We start from the raw sequence: 20,758 nt of genomic DNA, 5'->3' as shown, positions 1-20,758 counted from the left end.
GAGATTTCGACCGGCAGGCCGGTGCCTTGTTCCCCAACCTTGGTCGGGTCACTTGGCCTTCGGCTTGTCGGCCTTGCCCTTGGCGGCAGCGCCTTTCTTCGCCGCCGGCTTCCTCGTCGCCGTCGCCCGCCCCTTGGGCGTCTCGCCGGCGCCGGCCTTCTTGCGCGCCGCCGGCTTCGGCGCGGCGCCCTTGCGGTAGCCGACGCCATCCCTGGCGTCGTGGAAGAAGGTGATCGTCTCGCCTTCCTTCACATCGCCCTTGAGCATCGCCGTGGCCAGGCGCGTCTCCAGTTGCTGGCGGATCTGCCGCTTCAGCTCGCGGGCGCCGAACTCCGGCTGGTAGGCCTCTTCGGCGAGGTGGCCGACCAGGCTGTCGTCGATGTGCAGGTGGATGTCCTGGGCGTGCGCGGCGCGCTTCACCCGCTCCAGTTGCAGGCGCACGATGTCCTCGATCTGCGCCTTGCTCAGCGACTCGAAGACGATCACTTCGTCGAGGCGATTGAGGAACTCCGGGCGGAAGTGCCCGCGCAGGGTGTTCATCAGCTCGCGCTTGAGCTTCTCCGGCGGCTGGGCGAATTCGCCGGCCTGGGCGTTCTTCATGATCAGGTCGGAGCCGAGGTTGCTGGTGGCGATGATGATGGTGTTGGTGAAGTCCACCACGCGCCCCTTGCCATCGGTGAGGCGGCCGTCGTCGAACACCTGCAGGAGGATGTTGTTGACGTCGGCGTGGGCCTTCTCGATCTCGTCGAGCAGGATCACGCTGTACGGCCGCCGGCGCACCCGCTCGGTGAGCTGGCCGCCCTCCTCGTAGCCGACGTAGCCCGGCGGCGCACCGATCAACCGGGACACCGCGTGGCGCTCCATGTATTCGCTCATGTCGATGCGGATCATCGCGTCCTCGTCGCCGAACACCACCTCGGCCAGGGCCTTGGCCAGCTCGGTCTTGCCCACCCCGGTCGGGCCGAGGAACAGGAAGGTGGCGATCGGCCGGCTGCCCTGGCGCAGCCCGGCGCGGGCCAGGCGCACGGCGTCGCTGACCGCGGTGATCGCCTCCTGCTGGCCGATCACCCGCTGGTGCAGACGCTCTTCCATCCGCAGGAGCTTCTCGCGCTCCTCGGCGGTCAGCTCGGTGACCGGGATGCCGGTGAGCCTGGAGATGATCTCGGCGATGTCCTCGACGCGCACCTCCTCGGTCTTCGACCCCTGGGTCTGCTGCCAGCGCTCGGTGATCTGCTCGAGATGTTCCTTGCGCTCCTGGATGCGTTTCTCGAAGACCTTCGCCTCGTCGTACCACTTGCGGCTGGCGGCGTAGTCCTGCTCGCGCTTGAGCTGCGCCAGCTCGGCCTCCAGTTCCTGGATCTCGGCCGGCCGCGAGGTGCTGGCGATGCGCACGCGGGCGGCGGCCTGATCGATCAGGTCGATGGCCTTGTCCGGCAGGAAGCGGTTGCCGATGTAGCGGTCGGACAGCTCGGCGGCGGCGACGAAAGCCTCGTCGCGGATGGTCACCTTGTGATGGCCTTCGAGCTTGTCGCGCAGGCCGCGGAGGATGGAGATGGTCTGCTCCACCGTCGGCTCGGGGACGAACACCGGCTGGAAGCGCCGCTCCAGCGCGGCGTCCTTCTCGATGTACTTCTGGTATTCGTTGAGGGTGGTGGCGCCGATCAGGTTCATCTCGCCGCGCGCCATCGCCGGCTTCAGCACGTTGGCCACGTCCAGCCCGCCTTCGCCGCCACCCTGGCCGGCACCGACGATGGTATGCACCTCGTCGATGAACAGGATGATCTCGCTCTGCGCCGCCTGCAGCTCGTCCATCACCTGCTTGAGGCGTTCCTCGAACTCGCCGCGGTACTTGGCGCCGGCGACCATGGCGTTGATGTTCAGTTCGACCAGGCGCTTGTCGCGCAGCACCTCCGGCACCTCACCCTGAACCATGCGCTGGGCCAGGCCTTCGACGATGGCGGTCTTGCCGACGCCGGGCTCGCCGATCAGCACCGGGTTGTTCTTCTTGCGCCGGGCGAGCACCTCGATGGTGGTCTCGACTTCCTTCGAGCGGCCGATCACCGGATCGAGCTTGCCTTCGCGGGCCAGCCGGGTCAGGTCGCGGCTGAACTTGTCCAGTTGCGGGGTGCTGCTCGGGCCGTCGACGCGGCCGTCCTCGGCGCCCTTGCCGACCACCTTGACCGCCTTCTGCCGCAGCGCCTGCTCGGTCAGGCCGTACTTCTTCAGCAGCGTCCCGGCGAAGCTGTCCGGCACCGCCGCCAGGCCGAGCAACAGGTGCTCGGGACCGACATAGCTGTGGCCGAGCTCGCGGGACAGGCCGAAGGCGTGCTGCAAGGCGCTCTTCACCCGCGGCGAGATGGTCATGTCCTCGCTCGCCTCGCCCTTGCCGGCGCCGCGCACGGCGTTGGCCTCGATGTACTGCTTGAGGTCGGCCGGCGACAGGCCGAACTGCTTGAGTACCGCCTGCACCACGTCGGCATCGGCCAGGGCGTAGAGCAGGTGCTCGGTGTCCACTTCGCGCTTGCCGAATTCGGCGGCGACCTGGGCGGCGCGTTGCAGGTACTCGGTGGTCTGCTTGCTGAAGTACTCGGCGATGTCCACCGCCTCCGGCTCGCGGGCGCGCACCGGGCTGACCGGGCTCTGCTCGCCGAAGCCGGAGAAGATCTCGTCGAACGGGCTGCCGCCGCCGAACAGCGACTCCAGCGGCGAGCGCATGCGCTGCTGGCGCATCAACTGGCGGTAATGCAGTTCGCACAGGGCGAGTTCGCGGCGCTGGCCGTTCTGCACCAGGCTGACGCGGGCGACGGCGGGACGTTCGTGGCAGATGGCGCAAAGTTCCTGGGCCATGGGAGGGCTCCTGTTTCCACGGAAGAAGGCTTCAGCATCGGCGGCGGCGACCGGGGGCGCCGAGCGGTGCGTGGAGAACATCGCGACAAGGCGGTGAAGCACGCGCCGTCGAGCATGCAACGCGGGACATGTCCGTGCGATGACGGCACGGCGGCGTCGCATCCGCAGCCACTGACGGGGTGACTCTTGAGTACTAGCACAGCGGCCGGCGAGCGCCAGCGCTTCGACTTGACCCAGGACAAAGAAAGCCGAGCGCTCTGGATCGCGACTTGCGTAGGAATGCCCCGCGGATCGTCCCGATCCGGTCGCCGGCAATGCCATCGGCGCGAGAAGTTCTCTATGCTTGAGGCCTGTCCGCCCGAGGGAGCCCGTTCATGAGCGAGCCGTTCCAGCTCACCCCCCGCATCGCCCGCCAACTGCCCTGGCTGGTCGCCGTCGCCTTCTTCATGCAAGCCCTCGACGGCACCATCCTCAACACCGCGCTGCCGAGCATGGCCACCTCGCTGAACGAGAACCCGCTGCGCATGCAGGCGGTGGTAATCGCCTACCTGCTCACCGTGGCCCTGCTGATCCCGGCCTCGGGCTGGATCGCCGACCGCTTCGGCACGCGCCGGGTGTTTCTTGGCGCGGTGCTGCTGTTCAGCCTCGGCTCGTTGCTCTGCGCGCTGTCGCCGAGCCTCGAGCTGCTGGTCGGTGCGCGTATCGTGCAGGGTGTCGGCGGCGCGCTGATGATGCCGGTGGGGCGGCTGGTGATCCTGCGCGTCTATCCGCGCCAGGACCTGGTGCGGGTACTCAGCTTCGTCACCATCCCTGGCCTGCTCGGCCCGCTGGCCGGGCCGACGCTGGGGGCTGGCTGGTGGAATACGCCTCCTGGCACTGGATCTTCCTGATCAACCTGCCGGTCGGCCTGCTCGGCTGCCTGGTGGCGATGAAACTCATGCCGGACCTGCGCAGCCCGTTGCCGAGCCGCTTCGACAGCATCGGCTTCCTGCTCTTCGGCGGCTCCATGGTGCTGATCTCCATCGCCCTGGAAGGCCTTGGCGAGCTGCACCTGTCGCACCTGCGCGTGGTCCTGCTGCTGGTCGGCGGGCTGGTCCTGCTCACCGCCTACTGGCTGCGCGCGCTGCGCATCGACAAGCCGCTGTTCCCGCCGAGCCTGTTCCAGGCGCGGACCTTCGCCGTCGGCATCCTCGGCAACCTGTTCGCCCGACTGGGCAGCGGCGCCCTGCCCTTCCTCACCCCGCTGCTGCTACAGGTGGGCCTGGGCTACCCGCCCTCCACCGCCGGCATGACCATGATCCCGCTGGCGCTGTTCGCGATGGTCGCCAAGCCGCTGGCCAAGCCGCTGCTGGATTTCTTCGGCTACCGCAAACTGCTGGTCGGCAACACCCTGATCCTCGGCTGCCTGATCGCCGGTTTCGGCCTGGTCGACCAGGACACCCCCTACGTCTGGCTGCTGCTGCACCTGAGCCTGCTCGGCGCGGTGAACTCCTTGCAATTCACGGCGATGAACACCCTCACCCTGATCGACCTGCAGGACAGCAACGCCAGCAGCGGCAACAGCCTGATGTCGGTGGTCGTGCAACTGTCGATCAGCCTCGGCGTGGCCTGCGCGGCGGCGTTGCTGGGGGGGTTCCAGACCGACCTGGATACGGGGCAGGACACCGTCCTCGGCGCCTTCCACGCCACCTATGTCAGCGTCGGCCTGATGTCGATGCTGGCCGCGGCGATCTTCTTCCAGCTCGGCAGCGAGGACGGTCGCACCAGCCCACGCCGGGTCGATCCGGAAAAGGACCCGGACCTCTAGGATGGCCTGGCTCGCCACGCTCAGGCGCTGGGCTCGCGGGCTGAAGGCCGAGGTCATCGCCCTCTGGCTGTGCAGCCGCCATCCGCACATGCCCTGGCCGGCCCGGCTGGTGGCGCTGCTGGTGGTGGCCTATGCCCTGAGCCCGATCGACCTGATCCCGGACTTCATCCCGCTGCTCGGCTACCTCGACGACCTGCTGCTGGTGCCGCTGGGGATCTGGCTGGCGATCCGCCTCACCCCACCCGCGTTGCTCGCCGAGTGCCGGGCGCGGGCTCGCGAAGTCGAGGCGCGCCCGCGCAACCCGTGGATGGCGGCGCTGATCGTGCTGCTCTGGCTGGCGCTGGCCGCGGGCCTGCTGCGCTGGTTCTTCTACTGAGCGGCGAGCGCTCCGCAGGAGGGTTTGCGAGTGAAGGTGCGGGACACGTCGACCGCGCCGAGGTGATCGAGCGTGCGGCGACCGAGCAGCACCGGATAGTTCATGTTGCCGCGGTCGCGCAGGGAGAACTGCTCGCGCAACAGCTTGTCGCCCAGGCAGATGTCCATCGCCACCACCGGGCGGCTGTCGCTGCCGCCGGCGCCGCGCACCTTGATCACCCGCAGTACCTTGCGCTCGAAGGTCACGCTGACCGGCGCCTTGCTCCCGGCGGTGGGCAGCACCACCTCGAAGCGCACCCAGCGCTCGCCGTCCTTCTTGTAGCGATGGATGTTCTTCGCGTCCAGCGACGAGGTCAGCGCGCCGGTATCCAGCTTGGCCTTGGCCTGCATGCGCTCGGGCATCAGCCAGGACTGCTCGATCCAGCCCCAGTGCTCGGCGGCGGCATGGCAGGACGCGGAAGAGAACGATAGCGACAACAGTGCGGCGAAGGCCAGACGACGGGATTGCACAGGCTTCATCGAAACGACTCCGTACGGGACCGGGCCACTCTGACCGGGTGCTCGCAAGACTGGGTGAACGGCAGGTGAAGACAGTGTGACGGGTTTCTGCGGGCAATAAAAAACCCGGATGTTTCCATCCGGGTTCTTCGGGCTGGGGCCCAGGGATCTTAGTTGATCACCTGAACGCGCTCGGCCTGCATGCCTTTCTGGCCTTGCACGACTTCGAAGCTGACCTTCTGGCCTTCGGCCAGGGTCTTGAAGCCGTTACCTTCGATGGCACGGAAGTGAACGAAAACGTCCGGGCCGCTTTCCGGGGTGATGAAGCCGTAGCCTTTGGTTTCGTTGAACCACTTAACGGTGCCGTTCTGACGGGACATTGCAAGTTCTCCTTGGAACTAGGGGTATTGATTTAGCCACGAAATCGTAGCCGGTAACTGAGTTGCAAGGAGTTACAAGGAGTCGAGCAGGACGGGCTGGAATTTCCGACCGCATCAGGTCACGATCGACGGCGACCCATGCAAACACAGTGTCAGCACTCTACGACAAAAAACTGAGGAAAGCGAACCTGTATAAAAATACAGAAACGCGCTTTTTTCGTTTTTCTGACGAATGGTACTGGCCAAAGATACATTGCCTGTCGCCGCTGCCTCGGCGGCGCTCGCACGCGGCAAGCGGCCGCAGGCTGCTAGACTAGCCCGCTCGAATCGCCTGCCGAGCCCTCCCCGTGACTTCCACCGTTTTCTCCTCGCTGCCGCTTTCCGCGGACCTCCTGGCCAATCTCGACTCCCTCGGTTACCGGGAGATGACGCCGATCCAGGCGCAGAGCCTGCCGCTGATCCTCCAGGGTCGCGACCTGATCGCCCAGGCCAAGACCGGCAGCGGCAAGACCGCCGCCTTCGGCCTCGGCCTGCTCGCGCCGCTGAACCCGCGCTACTTCGGCTGCCAGGCGCTGGTGCTGTGTCCGACCCGCGAGCTGGCCGACCAGGTCGCCAAAGAGATCCGCCGGCTGGCCCGCGCCGCCGACAACATCAAGGTCCTGACCCTCTGCGGCGGCGTGCCCTACGGTCCGCAGGTGGCTTCGCTGGAACACGGCGCGCACGTCGTCGTCGGCACCCCCGGGCGCATCCAGGAGCACCTGCGCAAGGGCACCCTGGTCCTCGACGGGCTCAATACCCTGGTCCTCGACGAAGCCGACCGGATGCTCGACATGGGCTTCTACGACAGCATCGCCGAGATCATCGGCCAGCTCCCCGAGCGCCGGCAGACCCTGCTGTTCTCCGCCACCTACCCGGACGGCATCGAGAAACTGGCCAAGGCCTTCATGCGCGATCCGCAGCAGGTGAAGGTCGAGTCGCTGCACACCGACAGCCAGATCGAGCAGCGCTTCTTCGAGATCGATCCGAAGCAGCGCATGGACGCCGTGGTACGCCTGCTCCAGCATTTCCGCCCGCAATCCTGCGTGGCGTTCTGCCAGACCCGCCAGCAGTGCCAGGAACTGGCCGACGCGCTGAAGGCGCACAGGATCTCCGCCCTGGCCCTGCACGGCGACCTGGAGCAGCGCGAACGCGACCAGGTCCTGACGGTATTCGCCAACCGCAGCTGCACCGTACTGGTGGCCACCGACGTGGCCGCCCGGGGGCTGGACATCGCCGCCCTGGAAACCGTGATCAACGTCGAGCTGGCGCGCGACCCGGAGGTCCACATCCATCGCATCGGCCGCAGCGGGCGCGCCGGCGAGAAGGGCCTGGCCCTGTCGCTGGTGGCACCGGCCGAGGCCAGCCGCGCGCAGGCCATCGAGGATCTGCAGAAGCAGCCGCTGGCCTGGTACGCCCTCGGCCAGCTGAAGGCCAACCCGGAACCGCTGCTGCCGCCGATGAGCACCCTGTGCATCGCCGGCGGTCGCAAGGACAAGGTACGTCCCGGCGACCTGCTCGGCGCCCTCACCGGCGACGCCGGGCTGCCCGGCAGCGCGGTGGGCAAGATCGCCATCTTCGACTTCCAGGCCTTCGTCGCCATCGAGCGCGGCCTCGCCCACCAGGCCCTGAAGCGCCTGAGCGAAGGCAGGATCAAGGGCCGCTCGTTCAAGGTGCGCCTGCTGTAACGGCCCCCTGCGGCAACCGCCGCGCGCCGCGGTCAGGGCGCGAGCCGCGCCGGCGGGTGGCTTCCGCGCCGGCGCCGGCGTCTCAGCGCTCGAAGGCACGAAGCCTGCATCCGCGAATGGCCGGCTCGGGCGGGACAGCAACCGTGCGAGCCATTTGAATTCGCCAGACAGCCCACATAGGCTGAATCACGGACCCTCGGACAGCCCTCCGCCCCCATGCCGCCCACTTCGCTGACACATACGCTCCGCCGCCTCTGGGCCCTCGACAAGTTCGCCTATAGCCTGCGGGTCTTCCTCGCCCTGGCCGGAGCCATGCTGCTGTGCTGGTGGCAGGGCCGCATCGAGCTGCTGATCCCGCTGTTCCTCGGGATCATCGCCAGCGCCCTGGCGGAGACCGACGACAACTGGCTCGGCCGCCTGCAGGCGTTACTGGTGACCCTGCTGTGCTTCAGCGTCGCCGCCTTCGCCGTCGAACTCCTGTTTCCCTATCCCTGGCTGTTCGTTTCCGGGATGGCGCTGTCGGCGTTCGGCATGATCCTGCTCGGCGCTCTCGGCGAACGCTACGCGGCGATCGCCTCGGCGACCCTGATCCTGTCGATCTACACCATGATCGGCGTCGACCAGCGCGGCGGCGAGGTCGCCGACGTCTGGCACGAACCGCTGCTGCTGGTGGCCGGCGCGGCGTGGTACGGGCTGCTCTCGGTGCTGTGGAACGCGCTGTTCTCCAACCAGCCGGTGCAGCAGAGCCTGGCGCGCCTGTACTTCGAACTGGGCGAGTACCTGCGGATCAAGTCGAGCCTGTTCGAACCCCTGCGCCAGCTCGACGTGGAAGGCCAGCGCCTGGCGCTGGCGCGGCAGAACGGCAAGGTGGTGGTGGCGCTGAACCAGGCCAAGGAGACCATCCTCAACCGCCTCGGCCACGGCCGCCCGGGGCCGAAGGTGAGCCGCTACCTGAAGCTCTACTTCATCGCCCAGGATGTCCACGAGCGCGCCAGTTCCTCGCACTACCCGTACAACCGCCTGGCCGAAGCGTTCTTCCACAGCGACGTGCTGTTCCGCTGCCAGCGCCTGCTCAACCAGCAGGGCAAGGCCTGCCAGGCCCTGGCGCGGGCGATCCGCCTGCGCCAGCCGTTCGACTACGACGACAGCGAGCAGGCCCTGGAGGACCTGCAGGCATCGCTGGAGCACCTGCGCCAGCAGAGCAATCCGGCCTGGAGGGGCCTGCTGCGTTCGCTCGGTGCTCTCGCCGCCAACCTCGCCACCCTGGACCGCAAGCTGGCCGGGGCGAGCAATCCGGACGCCATCGCCGACGAACAGGACAGCGCCCTGCTCGATCGCTCGCCGCGCAGCCTGAAGGACGCCTTCGAGCGCCTGCGCCAGCAGCTCACCCCGACCTCGCTGCTGTTCCGCCACGGCCTGCGCATGGCCCTGGCGCTGACCGCCGGCTATGGTGTGCTGCACTGGATCCACCCGACCCAGGGCTACTGGATCCTGCTCACCACGGTGTTCGTCTGCCAGCCCAACTACGGCGCGACCCGCCTGCGCCTGGTGCAGCGGATCCTCGGTACCCTGGTCGGCCTGGTGGCCGGCTGGGCGCTGATCGACCTGTTCCCCAACCCGCTGGTGCAGTCGCTGTTCGCGGTCGCCGCCGGGGTGGCCTTCTTCGCCACCCGCAGCAGCCGCTATACCCTGGCGACGGCGGCGATCACCCTGCTGGTGCTGTTCTGCTTCAACCAGGTCGGCGACGGCTACGGACTTATCCTGCCGCGCCTGTTCGATACCCTGCTGGGCAGCCTGATCGCCGGCCTCGCGGTGTTCCTGGTGCTGCCCGACTGGCAGGGCCGCCGGCTCAACCGCATGCTCGCCAACACCCTGGCCTGCAACAGCCGCTACCTGCGGCAGATCATGCAGCAGTACGCCACCGGCAAGCGCGACGACCTCGACTACCGCACCGCCCGGCGCAACGCGCACAACGCCGACGCGGCGCTCTCCACCACCCTCTCGAACATGCTCCTGGAGCCCGGCCACTTCAGGAAGGACGCGGAGATCGGCTTCCGCTTCCTGGTCCTCACGCACACCCTGCTCAGCTACCTGTCCGGCCTCGGCGCGCACCGCGAGAACCTGCCCGAGGACGCCAGCGACGGCCTCCTGCAACGCGCCGCCGAGCGCCTCTCCGCCAGTCTGGAGGAGATCGCCGCCTGCCTGGAGCAGAAGCGTCCGGTCGCCATCTACAGCGAGGAGGAGGAAGCGCTGGCCAAGGAACTGGAACAGATGCCCGAGGAAATGGACGACGGCCATCGCCTGGTGCAGACCCAGCTGGCGCACATCTGCCGCCAGCTCGCGCCGCTGCGCACCCTGGCCGCGCACCTGTTGAAGAAGGAACTGGCCGGCGAGCAGCCGCTGCCCGGGCAGCCCTAGCGCGCGCCGTAGCGCTGCAGCAGACGCTGGTAGCTGCCGTCGTCGCGCATGCCGCGGATGGCCAGGTCGAAGCCGTCGACGATTTCCTCGTGGCGCGGGTTCCTCAGGCTCACCAGCAGGTGCAGGCCATTTTCGCCGAGCGGCGTCGGCAGGACCTCGAGCTTGTCGCGCAGGTAGGCCAGTTCGCCGTTGAGGGCGAAGCCCAGCGCCAGCTCATCCTCCACCGCCAGGTCGACCCGCCCCGCCTCGAGCATCCGCGCGGCATTGGCGAAGCTGGTCACGTTGACCTTCTGCAGCCCGCTGTCGCGGTCGAACTCGGGGGCGTAGGCGTAGTCGCGCACCACCGCGATGCGGTAGGGCCGCAGGTCGCTCAGGCGGGTGAACTCGATGCCGCGGCCCTTGCGTTGCAGCAGGCGGATGCGGTTGGTCAGGTAGGCGCGGGAAAACTGCCCATAGAGGCTGCGGGCGGGCTCGTACCAGGCGCTCAGGGCGATGTCGTAGTCGCCGCTGCGCACGCCGTACAGGGCCCGCGACCAGGGCACCTGCTGGAAGCTGGCGTCGAAGCCGGCACGCTTGAGCGCGGTGGTCACCAGCTCGACCGCCAGGCCGTTGCCGGGCAGGCGCGCATCGACGAAGGGCGGCCAGGCGTCGCCGACCAGGCGCAGGTTGGCGGCGGGCGAAGCACAGGAAAGAAGCAATGACAGCAGCAGGAGTGCGCATCGCAGCATGAAGGACGGTTCCCGGGGATGGATCGCCACAGCATAGCCATCCCGACCCCGGGCACGCATGTCCCCGTGTCGCGGCTCGATGATATTTCGATCACAAACCGCGCGCTTTCACCTCTCCTGGTCCTCTCCGGCAGCCTTTTCGTTCCGCGGCGCGGCACCTGCGTACTTGCCGCCGAAGAGTTCGATCGGCATCGGGAAAACGATGGTCGTACTCTTGTCGCCAGCGATCGCACCGAGGGTCTGCATGTAGCGCAACTGCATGGCACCGCTCTGCCGGCCGAGCATCTGCGCCGCCTGCATGAGTTTCTCCGAGGCTTGCAACTCGCCCTCGGCGTGGATCACCTTGGCCCTGCGCTCACGTTCCGCCTCGGCCTGCCGGGCGATGGCGCGGACCATCGATTCGTTGAGATCGACGTGCTTGATTTCCACATTCGCCACCTTGATGCCCCAGGCGTCGGTCTGCGCGTCGAGCACCTGCTGGATATCCAGGTTCAGGCGCTCGCGCTCGGCGAGCATCTCGTCCAGTTCATGCTTGCCCAGCACCGCGCGCAGGGTGGTCTGCGCCAGTTGGCTGGTGGCGGCCAGGTAGTTCTCCACCTGGATGATCGCCTTCTGCGGATCGAGTACGCGGAAGTACACCACCGCGTTGACCTTCACCGAAACGTTGTCGCGGGAAATCACATCCTGCGGCGGCACGTCGAGAACGATGGTGCGCAGGTCGATGCGCACCATCTGCTGGATCGCCGGGATCACCAGCACCAGCCCCGGCCCCTTGACCTTCCAGAAGCGCCCGAGCTGGAACACCACGCCGCGCTCGTACTCGCGGAGGATGCGCAGCGCGCTGAACAGCAGCAGCGCGAGGAACGCCAGCAACATCGCCAAACCATAGGAAATACCCATCATCCACCTCCTTCATCGGCCAGCGCGACTTCCAGGAGCAGGCCCTTGCGCGCCAGCACCCAGACCGGCTGGCCCACCGCCAGCGGCCGCGTGGCGAGCACCCGCCAGCGCTCGCCCTGGAGCAGCACCCAGCCTGCGCAGGGTTGTTCGGGATCCACCGCCGCCACAGTCGCCAGACTGCCGACCAGTCCGGCGGTGCCACTCACCACCGCCTGCCGGCGAGCGCGCAGGGCCATGCCCAGCAGACCGACGATCAGCGCCGCGCTGAGCAATGCCAGGGCCACCACCAGGCCTGGCGGAATGCCGTAGCCGGGCACCTCGGTATCGATCAGGATCAGCGCGCCGGCCACGAACGAGACGATCCCGCCGATGCCGAGCACGCCGAAACTGGCGACGAACGCCTCGCCCACCATGAACGCCAGGCCCAGCGCGATCAGCGCCAGCCCGGCGTAGTTGACCGGCAGCATCTGCAGGGCGTACAGGCCGAGCAGCAGGCAGATGCCGCCAAGCACGCCGGGCAGCGCCATGCCGGGATTGGCCAGTTCGAAGATCAGCCCGTAGATACCGATCATCATCAGGATCAGCGCCACGCTGGGGTCGGTGAGCACCGCCAGCAGCCGCGCACGCCAGTCCGGTGCCTGGCGCTCGACCGTGGCGCCGGCGGTGGCCAGGGTCAACGCGCGCTCGCCGACGCGCAGGCTGCGGCCATCGAGCTGGCGCAGCAGGTCGGGCAGATCGCGAGCCTGCAGGTCGATCACCTTCTGCGCCGCCGCCTCGCTCGCCGCCAGGCTGACCGCCTCGCGCACCGCGCGCTCGGCCCATTCGGCGTTGCGCCCGCGCAGTTGCGCGAGGCCGCGGATATAGGCGGCGGCATCGTTGACCTGCTTGCGCGCCATGGGGCCGGTGCCCCGCGCCGGGGGTTTGCCTTCGGCTTCGTCCGGCGCCCCCAGCGCCACCGGCGTGGCGGCGCCGAGATTGGTACCGGGCGCCATCGCCGCGACATGGCAGGCGTAGAGGATATAGGTACCGGCGCTGGCCGCCCGGGCGCCGGCGGGCGCGACGAAGCCGGCGACCGGTACCCGGCTGGCGAGGATCGCCTTGACGATGCGCCGCATCGATGCGTCCAGGCCGCCGGGCGTGTCCATTTCCAGCACCACCAGTTGCGCGCCGTCCTCGGCGGCACGCTGGATGCCGCGCACCAGGTAATCGGCGCTGGCCGGGCCGATCGCGCCGTCCACGGAGAGTACCCGCACCGTTGCGCTGGCGGCCAGGCATGCCTGGCCGGCTAAGCACAGCCACAGCGCCAGCGCGAGCCGCCACGGCATACGCATATCGACCTCCCCGGCCGCCCGGCCGGGCCACCCCGGGACGAAGACGCTCGTCCCGCGCGACGGACCGGCAAGCGACCGGTCCTGCCGCGCACTTCTCAGTCTAGTCCAGCGCCTCTCGCCTTCCCGAGCGTGTCCGGTTCGGCAAATCTCTCAACATGCCAACTTTTTAGCGACAAAATGATGGCACTCATCGCAGGAATTCATTAACCTTCGCGCCCGCAGCGGGCAGGCCGCCTGGCGCCCGACCCCATCCGGCTTCCAGCGGCCTCCCGCGGCCCCTGCCCTTTTCTTCGCCAGCCGAAGCCGGCAGGCGCAAGACACAACTTGTCACAATCGCCTGCCCATGATGTGCCGGTCACCCCAGCGCGGACCTGCACCATGACCTCCGATGCCCTTCCCGCCGACGCCATCGCCAGCGCCGGCAAGCCGCAACTCGAGCACAAGCCCGGCCGCCTCGCCGCCATCGTCTTCTTCGCCGCCCTCGCCATCGGCCTGCTGTTCAGCGCCTACAGCCTGGTGCAGGACATCGACGACGTCGGCAGCGCGGTCACCACCTGGACGCCCTTCCTGCTGCTCGGCGTGGCCCTGCTGATCGCCCTCGGCTTCGAATTCGTCAACGGTTTCCACGACACCGCCAACGCCGTGGCCACGGTGATCTACACCCACTCGCTGCCGCCGCACTTCGCGGTGGTCTGGTCGGGCAGCTTCAACTTCCTCGGCGTATTGCTCTCCAGCGGCGCGGTGGCCTTCGGCATCATCGCCCTGCTGCCGGTGGAACTGATCCTGCAGGTCGGCTCCTCGGCCGGCTTCGCCATGGTCTTCGCCCTGCTGATCGCCGCCATCCTGTGGAACCTCGGGACCTGGTGGCTGGGCCTGCCGGCATCGTCCTCGCACACCCTGATCGGCTCGATCATCGGCGTCGGCGTGGCCAATGCGCTGATGCACGGCCGCGACGGCACCAGCGGGGTGGACTGGGGCCAGGCGAGCAAGGTCGGCTACTCGCTGCTGCTTTCGCCGCTGATCGGCTTCGCCTGCGCCGCCCTGCTGCTCCTGACGCTGCGCCTGCTGGTGAAGAACCGCGCACTGTACAAGGCGCCGAAGGGCAAGGCGCCGCCGCCCTGGTGGATCCGCGGCCTGCTGATCCTGACCTGCACCGGGGTATCGTTCGCCCACGGCTCCAACGACGGGCAGAAAGGCATGGGCCTGATCATGCTGATCCTGGTCGGCACCCTGCCGATGGCCTACGCGCTGAACCGCACCATGCCGGCGGACCAGGCGGTGCAGTTCGCCGCGGTCGCCGAGGTCACCCGGCAAGCGCTGGTGAAGAGCGCGCCGCAACCGGCGCCGGCCGATCCGCGCCAGGTGCTCTCCGAGTACGTGCGCAGCAAGCAGGCATCGCCTGAGCTGATCCCGGCGCTGGCCGCGCTGACCGGCTCGATCGGCCGGGAAGTGAAAGGCTACGGTGCGTTCTCGCGGGTACCGGCGGAAGCCATGGGCAACGTGCGCAACGACATGTACCTGACCTCCGAGGCGATCCGCCTGATGGACCAGGACGGCGTCGGCCGCTTCGACGCCGACACCCGCGGCAAGCTGCAGGCGTTCAAGCAGAAGATCGACGACGCCACCAAGTTCATCCCGCTGTGGGTAAAGATCGCCGTGGCCATCGCCCTCGGCCTGGGCACCATGGTCGGCTGGAAACGCATCGTGGTGACGGTCGGCGAGAAGATCGGCAAGACCCACCTGACCTACGCCCAGGGCGCCTCGGCGGAAACCGTGGCGATGTTGACCATTGGCGCGGCGGACCTGTACGGCTTGCCGGTGTCCACCACCCACGTGCTCTCCTCGGGGGTGGCCGGGACCATGGCGGCGAACGGTTCGGGGTTGCAGTGGAGGACCATCCGCAACCTGCTGATGGCCTGGGTGCTGACGCTGCCGGCGGCGATCCTGCTCTCGGCCTCGCTCTACTGGCTGCTCACCCGGCTGTTCTGAAACGCGGCGGCCGGCTCGGCTGCCGGCCGCCTGGCGCGCCGCTCAGGGCAGGACTTCGTCTTCCTTGAACTGGTCCTTGATGTAGGTGATCTCGGTCTTGCCATGGGGCGCCGGCAAGCCGTCCGGGCCGAGGTTGACGAAGACCATCTTGTCGATGGTGAGGATGCTCTTGCGGGTGATCTTGTTGCGCACGTGGCAGGTCATGGTCAGCGAGGTGCGGCCGAAGTCGGTGGCGGTGATGCCCAACTCGATGATGTCGCCCTGGCGCGCCGAGCTGACGAAGTTGATCTCGGAAACGTACTTGGTGACCACGCGCTGGTTGCCCAGCTGGATGATCGCGTAGATCGCCGCCTCTTCGTCGATCCAGCGCAGCAGGCTGCCACCGAACAGGGTGCCGTTGGGGTTGAGATCTTCTGGCTTGACCCACTTGCGGGTGTGGAAATTCATGTGAACTCCTGGTGTGGTGCTCCGCGGCCGCCGTCCTGGCCGTCGTGGAGGATGCCCGGCGGGATCGCCGCCGCGGCTCCGCGGGACCCGGCCGGCAAGCCCGGTCCCGGAGCGGCGCGTCCTGCCTGCGCCGCCCGGTGTTCCTGCGCGTTCAGCCGAGTCCGTTGGCCTCGCGGTACTGCCTGGCCTCTTCCACCAGCCAGTCGCGGAAGGCGTTGAGCATGGCCGACTCGACCCTGCGCTCGGGAATGATCAGGTAATACGCGTTCTCGCTCAAATAGGCATGTTGCATGGGCACGATTAGCCGGCCGTCGGCCAGTTCCTCCTGGATCAGGAAGGGCGGTACCAGCGCCACGCCCATGCCGTGCATCGCCGCCTGGGCGAGCATCGAGAACAGCTCGTAGCGCGGCCCGCTCATGTCGTGGGCGACGTTCAGGCCCTGGGAATGGAACCACTGGCGCCAGCCGTAGGGCCGGGTGCTCTGCTGCATCAGTGGCAGCCCGGCGATCTGCTCGGCGCTCAGCGTTCGGCGCCCGCCCAGCAGCTCCGGGCTGCACACCGGCACCGGATTCTCGCGCATCAGGAAATGCGAGACGGTACCCGACCAGTCGGCATCGCCGAAGTACAGCGCGGCGTCGAACTCGGTGTCGGCGAAGAGGAACGGACGGGTACGGTTGGTCAGGTTGACCGTGACCTCCGGGTGCAGACGCTGGAAGCGCTTGAGCCGCGGCAACAGCCACTGGGTACCGAAGGTCGGCACCACCGCCAGCTCGATCGCGCCGCCGCCCTGGTGGCCCATCACCGCCAGGGTGTCGCGCTCCACCGCGTCGAGGCGTACCGCCACCCGCCGGCTATAGGACAGCCCGGCCTCGGTGAGCTTGACCCCGCGCCGCGAGCGACGGAACAGCTCGACACCGAGGAACTCCTCGAGCGTGGCGATCTGCCGGCAGATCGCGCTCTGGGTCAGGGACAGTTCTTCCGCCGCCTTGGTGAAGCTCTCGTGGCGCGCGGCGGACTCGAAGCTGACCAGCGCGGCGGTGGAAGGGATCTTGCGTCGCACGGAAGACTCCGGAGTGCTGGTTTCGCATCTATGACGCCCTGGTCACGCTTCCTCGCGCCTCGCAAAGGGCATGGAATACGGGCATTCATTTTTCGGAGTGAGAAAATAGCACAGATCAGTGCGAATTCCTCGTTTGCCGCCCCACTCGCCAGGCTCTTAGGATGCTTCCATTCCGGCTGGCCCACGCCAGCCTCCGCTACCGCTCGACGAGGATGTACGCATGGCCACCAAAGCTAGCTTCAACTGGGAAGATCCCCTGCTGCTGGACCAGCAGCTCACCGAAGAAGAGCGCATGGTTCGCGACAGCGCCCAGCAGTTCGCCCAGGACAAGCTGGCCCCGCGCGTGCTCGAAGCCTTCCGCCACGAACAGACCGACCCGAAGATCTTCCGCGAGATGGGCGAGACCGGCCTGCTCGGCGCGACCATTCCCGAAGCCTACGGCGGCAGCGGCCTCAACTACGTCTGCTATGGCCTGATCGCTCGCGAAGTCGAGCGCGTCGACTCCGGCTATCGCTCGATGATGAGCGTGCAGTCCTCGCTGGTGATGGTGCCGATCCATGAATTCGGCAACGAAGCCACCCGGCAGAAGTACCTGCCCAAGCTGGCCAGCGGCGAATACATCGGCTGCTTCGGCCTGACCGAGCCGAACCACGGTTCCGACCCGGGCTCGATGGTCACCCGGGCGAAGAAGGTCGACGGCGGCTATCGCCTGAGCGGCAGCAAGATGTGGATCACCAACAGCCCGATCGCCGACGTCTTCGTGGTCTGGGCCAAGGACGACGAAGGGCAGATCCGCGGCTTCGTCCTCGAGAAGGGCTGGGAGGGCCTGAGCGCCCCGGCGATCCACGGCAAGGTCGGCCTGCGCGCCTCGATCACCGGCGAGATCGTGATGGACAACGTGTTCGTTCCGGAAGAGAACGCCTTCCCCGAAGTACGCGGCCTGCGCGGTCCGTTCACCTGCCTGAACTCGGCGCGCTACGGCATTTCCTGGGGCGCCCTGGGCGCCGCCGAGTTCTGCTGGCACACCGCCCGCCAGTACGTGCTCGACCGCCAGCAGTTCGGCCGCCCGCTGGCCGCCAATCAACTGATCCAGAAGAAGCTGGCCGACATGCAGACCGAGATCACCCTGGCCCTGCAAGGCTGCCTGCGCCTGGGGCGGATGAAGGACGAAGGCACCGCGGCGGTGGAAATCACCTCGATCATGAAGCGCAACAGCTGCGGCAAGGCCCTCGACATCGCCCGCCTGGCCCGCGACATGCTGGGCGGCAACGGCATCTCCGACGAGTTCGGCATCGCCCGCCACCTGGTCAACCTGGAGGTGGTGAACACCTACGAGGGTACCCACGATGTCCACGCGCTGATCCTCGGCCGCGCGCAGACCGGCATCCAGGCGTTCTTCTGAGTCACCGAGCAACACCCCGGCGCGCTTTTTCACGGTAGCGCGCCGGCCGCCGGGGAGACGGGCAAGGAACCCGTCTTCCCGGCCATTTCCGTTTCCAGCCCCCAGCAGCGAGAACCGTCATGCCCGGCGCCCTTTCCCATATCCGCGTACTCGACCTGTCCCGTGTCCTGGCCGGCCCCTGGGCCGGGCAGATCCTCGCCGACCTCGGCGCCGAGGTGATCAAGATCGAGCGCCCCGGCAGCGGCGACGACACCCGCGCCTGGGGCCCGCCGTTCCTCAAGGATGCCGAAGGCAACGACACCGGCGAGGCGGCCTACTACCTGTCGGCCAACCGCAACAAGAAGTCGGTGACGGTGGACTTCACCCAACCGGAAGGCCAGCGCATCGTCCGCGAGCTGGCGGCCAAGGCCGACATCCTGCTGGAGAACTTCAAGGTCGGCGGGCTCAAGGCCTATGGCCTCGACTACGAATCGCTGAAGCAGGTCAACCCGAAGCTGATCTACTGTTCGATCACCGGCTTCGGCCAGTCCGGCCCCTATGCCAAGCGCGCCGGCTATGACTTCATGATTCAGGGCCTGGGCGGCCTGATGAGCCTCACCGGGCGCGCCGACAACGAGGAAGGCGCCGGTCCGGTGAAGGTCGGCGTGGCGCTGACCGACATCCTCACCGGACTGTACTCCTCCACCGCGGTGCTCGCCGCCCTCGCCCACCGCGACGTCAGCGGCATCGGCCAGCACATCGACATGGCCCTGCTCGACGTACAGGTCGCCTGCCTGGCCAACCAGACCCTCAACTACCTGACCACCGGCGTGCCGCCGCGGCGCCTGGGCAACGCGCACCCGAACATCGTGCCGTACCAGGACTTCCCCACCGCCGACGGCGACATGATCCTCACGGTCGGCAACGACAGCCAGTTCCGCAAGTTCGCCGAGCTGGCAGACCATCCGGAATGGGCCGACGACCCGCGCTTCGCCACCAACAAGGCGCGGGTGGCCAACCGCGAGGTGCTGATCCCGCTGATCCGCCAGGCCACGGTGCTGCACAGCACCGCCGAGTGGATTCTTTCCCTGGAGCGCGCCGGCGTGCCCTGCGGGCCGATCAACGACCTGGCGCAGGTGTTCGCCGACCCGCAGGTGCAGGCCCGCGGCCTGCGCGTGGAGCTGCCGCACCCGCTGGGCGGCACGGTGCCGCAGGTGGCCAGCCCGATCCGCCTGTCCGAGACGCCGGTGGAATACCGCAACCCGCCGCCTACCCTCGGCCAGCACACCGACGATGTCCTCGAGACGCTCCTCGGCCTGGACGCGGCCGCGCTGGAAAGACTGCGCGACGGTAAGGTGATCTGAACCCAGCGCGCCGCCCCAGCGACGCAGCGGCGGACAACGCCCCACCGTCCACCGCGCAGCACCACGTAGGGCGTAGGGCGCATAACCGCAACGCGGTTATCCGCCGACCAGCCGCGCATCGGCGGATAACGCCCCTGGCGTTATTCGCCCTACCGAACCCGTGTAGAAGGCGGTCTGCCCGCGCCTCGATGGAAGCGCCGCTCAGGCCGCCAGGCGGCCGCCGGCGATCGCCTCGGAAGCCTTGAGCATGGCTCGCAACAGCACCGCGCAGCCGGCGGCCAGGTCGTCCAGACTGGCATTCTCGATCTCGTTGTGGCTGATGCCGTTCTCGCAGGGCACGAAGATCATCCCCGCCGGACCGAGTTCGGCAAGGAAGATCGCGTCGTGGCCGGCGCCGCTGACGATGTCCATGTGCGGCATCCCCAGCGCCTGCGCCGCCTCGCGCACCGCGCCGACGCAACCCTGGTCGAAGTACAGCGGCGGGAAGTCGGCGGTCGGCACCAGCTCGTATTGCAAGCCATGCTTCTCGCAGGTCGCGGCGATCACCTGGCGGACCTCGGCGATCATCGCGTCCAGGCGCTCCGGTTGCAGATGGCGGAAGTCCAGGGTCATCTTCACTTCGCCAGGTATCACGTTGCGCGAGCCGGGATAGGCGTGCAGGCAGCCGACCGTGCCGCAGGCGTGCGGCTGGTGGCCGAGGGCCGCGCGATTGACCGCCTCGACCACCGCGGCGGCGCCGACCAGGGCGTCCTTGCGCAGGTGCATCGGCGTCGGCCCGGCGTGTGCCTCGACGCCGCGCAAGGACAGGTCGAACCACTTCTGGCCGAGCGCGCCGAGCACCACGCCGATGGTCTTCTCCTCGTCCTCGAGGATCGGCCCCTGTTCGATGTGCGCCTCGAAATAGGCACCCACCGGATGCCCGAGACAATCGCGCGCTCCCGCATAGCCGATGGCGTCCAGCGCCTCGCCTACGCTGACACCGTCGGCATCGCGCTTGGCCAGGGTCTCCTCCAGGGTGAACTTGCCGGCGAATACGCCCGAGCCCATCATGCAGGGCGCGAAGCGCGAGCCTTCCTCGTTGGTCCACACCACCACCTCCAGCGGCGCCTCTGTTTCCACGCCGAGGTCGTTGAGGGTGCGGATCACCTCGAGGCCGGCCATCACCCCGAAGCAGCCGTCGAACTTGCCGCCGGTGGGCTGGGTGTCGATGTGGCTACCGGTCATCACCGGCGGCAGTTCCGGATTGCGCCCGGGACGACGGGCGAAGATGTTGCCGACCCGATCGACGCTGACCGTGCAGCCGGCCGCTTCGCACCATTGCACGAAGAGATCGCGGGCCTGGCGGTCGAGATCGGTCAGGGCCAGGCGGCAGACCCCGCCCTTGGCGGTGGCGCCGAGGCGGGCGAGATCCATCAGCGATTGCCAGAGACGCTGGCCATCGATGTGCCGCTGGGTGGATTGCAGGACGTTCCGGGCAGTGCTCATTGTCGTCTCCTCAGGCTTGGAGTG

General features: G+C 68.0%; 15 protein-coding genes and 1 pseudogene. 7 read left to right on the top strand and 9 right to left on the bottom strand.

Annotation, left to right across the window (positions count from 1 at the left end; all coding sequences use genetic code 11):
- Window positions 1-48 precede the first annotated feature (48 nt).
- Entirely contained in the window at window positions 49-2,847 is a 2,799-nt protein-coding gene (gene clpG / locus B7D75_RS02315) for an AAA family protein disaggregase ClpG (protein ID WP_033999616.1), read from the bottom strand.
- Between the two features lie 374 nt (window positions 2,848-3,221).
- On the opposite strand from clpG, the pseudogene mdtD reads away from it, so the two are divergent.
- A pseudogene (gene mdtD / locus B7D75_RS02310) lies at window positions 3,222-4,654 on the top strand (multidrug transporter subunit MdtD).
- A 1-nt stretch (window position 4,655) separates the two neighbouring features.
- Complete coding sequence (locus B7D75_RS02305; RefSeq protein ID WP_043099017.1) at window positions 4,656-5,030, top strand: YkvA family protein; 375 nt, start codon at window positions 4,656-4,658, stop codon at window positions 5,028-5,030.
- Here B7D75_RS02305 and rloA3 read toward each other — a convergent pair.
- Entirely contained in the window at window positions 5,024-5,548 is a 525-nt protein-coding gene (gene rloA3, locus B7D75_RS02300; protein ID WP_012074039.1) for a retropepsin-like aspartic peptidase RloA3, read from the bottom strand. The genes B7D75_RS02305 and rloA3 overlap by 7 nt on opposite strands.
- A gap of 149 nt (window positions 5,549-5,697) precedes the next feature.
- On the bottom strand, window positions 5,698-5,907 hold the full coding sequence (locus B7D75_RS02295; RefSeq protein ID WP_003084710.1) for a cold-shock protein: 210 nt from the start codon (window positions 5,905-5,907) through the stop codon (window positions 5,698-5,700).
- Window positions 5,908-6,254: 347 nt separating this feature from the next.
- Here B7D75_RS02295 and dbpA point away from each other — a divergent pair, with 347 nt between their 5' ends.
- Window positions 6,255-7,631 (top strand): ATP-dependent RNA helicase DbpA, encoded by a 1,377-nt coding sequence (gene dbpA, locus B7D75_RS02290; RefSeq protein WP_012074038.1) that lies wholly within the window; start codon window positions 6,255-6,257, stop codon window positions 7,629-7,631.
- Window positions 7,632-7,847: 216 nt separating this feature from the next.
- Window positions 7,848-10,049 carry a YccS family putative transporter gene (gene yccS / locus B7D75_RS02285; protein WP_034080841.1) on the top strand — a complete coding sequence of 734 codons (2,202 nt, stop codon included), beginning with the start codon at window positions 7,848-7,850 and terminating at the stop codon, window positions 10,047-10,049.
- On the opposite strand, the gene B7D75_RS02280 is transcribed toward yccS, so the two are convergent.
- The 3 genes from B7D75_RS02280 to B7D75_RS02270 all read right to left on the bottom strand — a co-directional run bounded on the left by B7D75_RS02280 (window position 10,046) and on the right by B7D75_RS02270 (window position 13,008).
- Window positions 10,046-10,777: a substrate-binding periplasmic protein gene (locus B7D75_RS02280; RefSeq protein WP_034080840.1), complete on the bottom strand. Its 732-nt coding sequence runs from the start codon at window positions 10,775-10,777 to the stop codon at window positions 10,046-10,048. The two genes, yccS and B7D75_RS02280, sit on opposite strands and share 4 nt — an antisense overlap.
- 108 nt (window positions 10,778-10,885) lie before the next feature.
- On the bottom strand, window positions 10,886-11,680 hold the full coding sequence (locus B7D75_RS02275; RefSeq protein WP_034080839.1) for a slipin family protein: 795 nt from the start codon (window positions 11,678-11,680) through the stop codon (window positions 10,886-10,888).
- Window positions 11,677-13,008 (bottom strand): NfeD family protein, encoded by a 1,332-nt coding sequence (locus tag B7D75_RS02270; RefSeq protein WP_079741253.1) that lies wholly within the window; start codon window positions 13,006-13,008, stop codon window positions 11,677-11,679. Before B7D75_RS02270 ends, B7D75_RS02275 begins: the two co-directional genes overlap by 4 nt.
- A 378-nt stretch (window positions 13,009-13,386) precedes the next feature.
- On the opposite strand from B7D75_RS02270, the gene B7D75_RS02265 reads away from it, so the two are divergent.
- Window positions 13,387-14,997, top strand: coding sequence for an inorganic phosphate transporter (locus B7D75_RS02265; RefSeq protein ID WP_107113702.1), 1,611 nt, complete (start codon window positions 13,387-13,389; stop codon window positions 14,995-14,997).
- Between the two features lie 42 nt (window positions 14,998-15,039).
- Here the strand turns inward: B7D75_RS02265 and B7D75_RS02260 are convergent, their stop codons facing one another.
- Together B7D75_RS02260 and B7D75_RS02255 are read right to left on the bottom strand one after the other, a co-directional pair.
- A complete protein-coding gene (locus tag B7D75_RS02260; RefSeq protein ID WP_012074031.1) occupies window positions 15,040-15,444 on the bottom strand; it encodes an acyl-CoA thioesterase in 405 nt (134 codons plus the stop codon).
- Between the two features lie 151 nt (window positions 15,445-15,595).
- Entirely contained in the window at window positions 15,596-16,504 is a 909-nt protein-coding gene (locus B7D75_RS02255; RefSeq protein WP_003154941.1) for a LysR family transcriptional regulator, read from the bottom strand.
- Window positions 16,505-16,724: 220 nt separating this feature from the next.
- On the opposite strand from B7D75_RS02255, the gene B7D75_RS02250 reads away from it, so the two are divergent.
- Window positions 16,725-17,906 carry an acyl-CoA dehydrogenase gene (locus B7D75_RS02250; RefSeq protein ID WP_003084682.1) on the top strand — a complete coding sequence of 394 codons (1,182 nt, stop codon included), beginning with the start codon at window positions 16,725-16,727 and terminating at the stop codon, window positions 17,904-17,906.
- Window positions 17,907-18,025: 119 nt separating this feature from the next.
- Window positions 18,026-19,249 (top strand): CaiB/BaiF CoA transferase family protein, encoded by a 1,224-nt coding sequence (locus B7D75_RS02245; protein WP_012074029.1) that lies wholly within the window; start codon window positions 18,026-18,028, stop codon window positions 19,247-19,249.
- Window positions 19,250-19,450: 201 nt separating this feature from the next.
- Here the strand turns inward: B7D75_RS02245 and B7D75_RS02240 are convergent, their stop codons facing one another.
- Window positions 19,451-20,734: a Zn-dependent hydrolase gene (locus B7D75_RS02240; RefSeq protein ID WP_012074028.1), complete on the bottom strand. Its 1,284-nt coding sequence runs from the start codon at window positions 20,732-20,734 to the stop codon at window positions 19,451-19,453.
- Window positions 20,735-20,758 lie beyond the last annotated feature (24 nt).

This window comes from Pseudomonas paraeruginosa (assembly GCF_003025345.2).
In the GTDB taxonomy this organism is placed as follows: domain Bacteria; phylum Pseudomonadota; class Gammaproteobacteria; order Pseudomonadales; family Pseudomonadaceae; genus Pseudomonas; species Pseudomonas paraeruginosa.
This window is presented reverse-complemented; position numbering and strand designations above follow the sequence as displayed.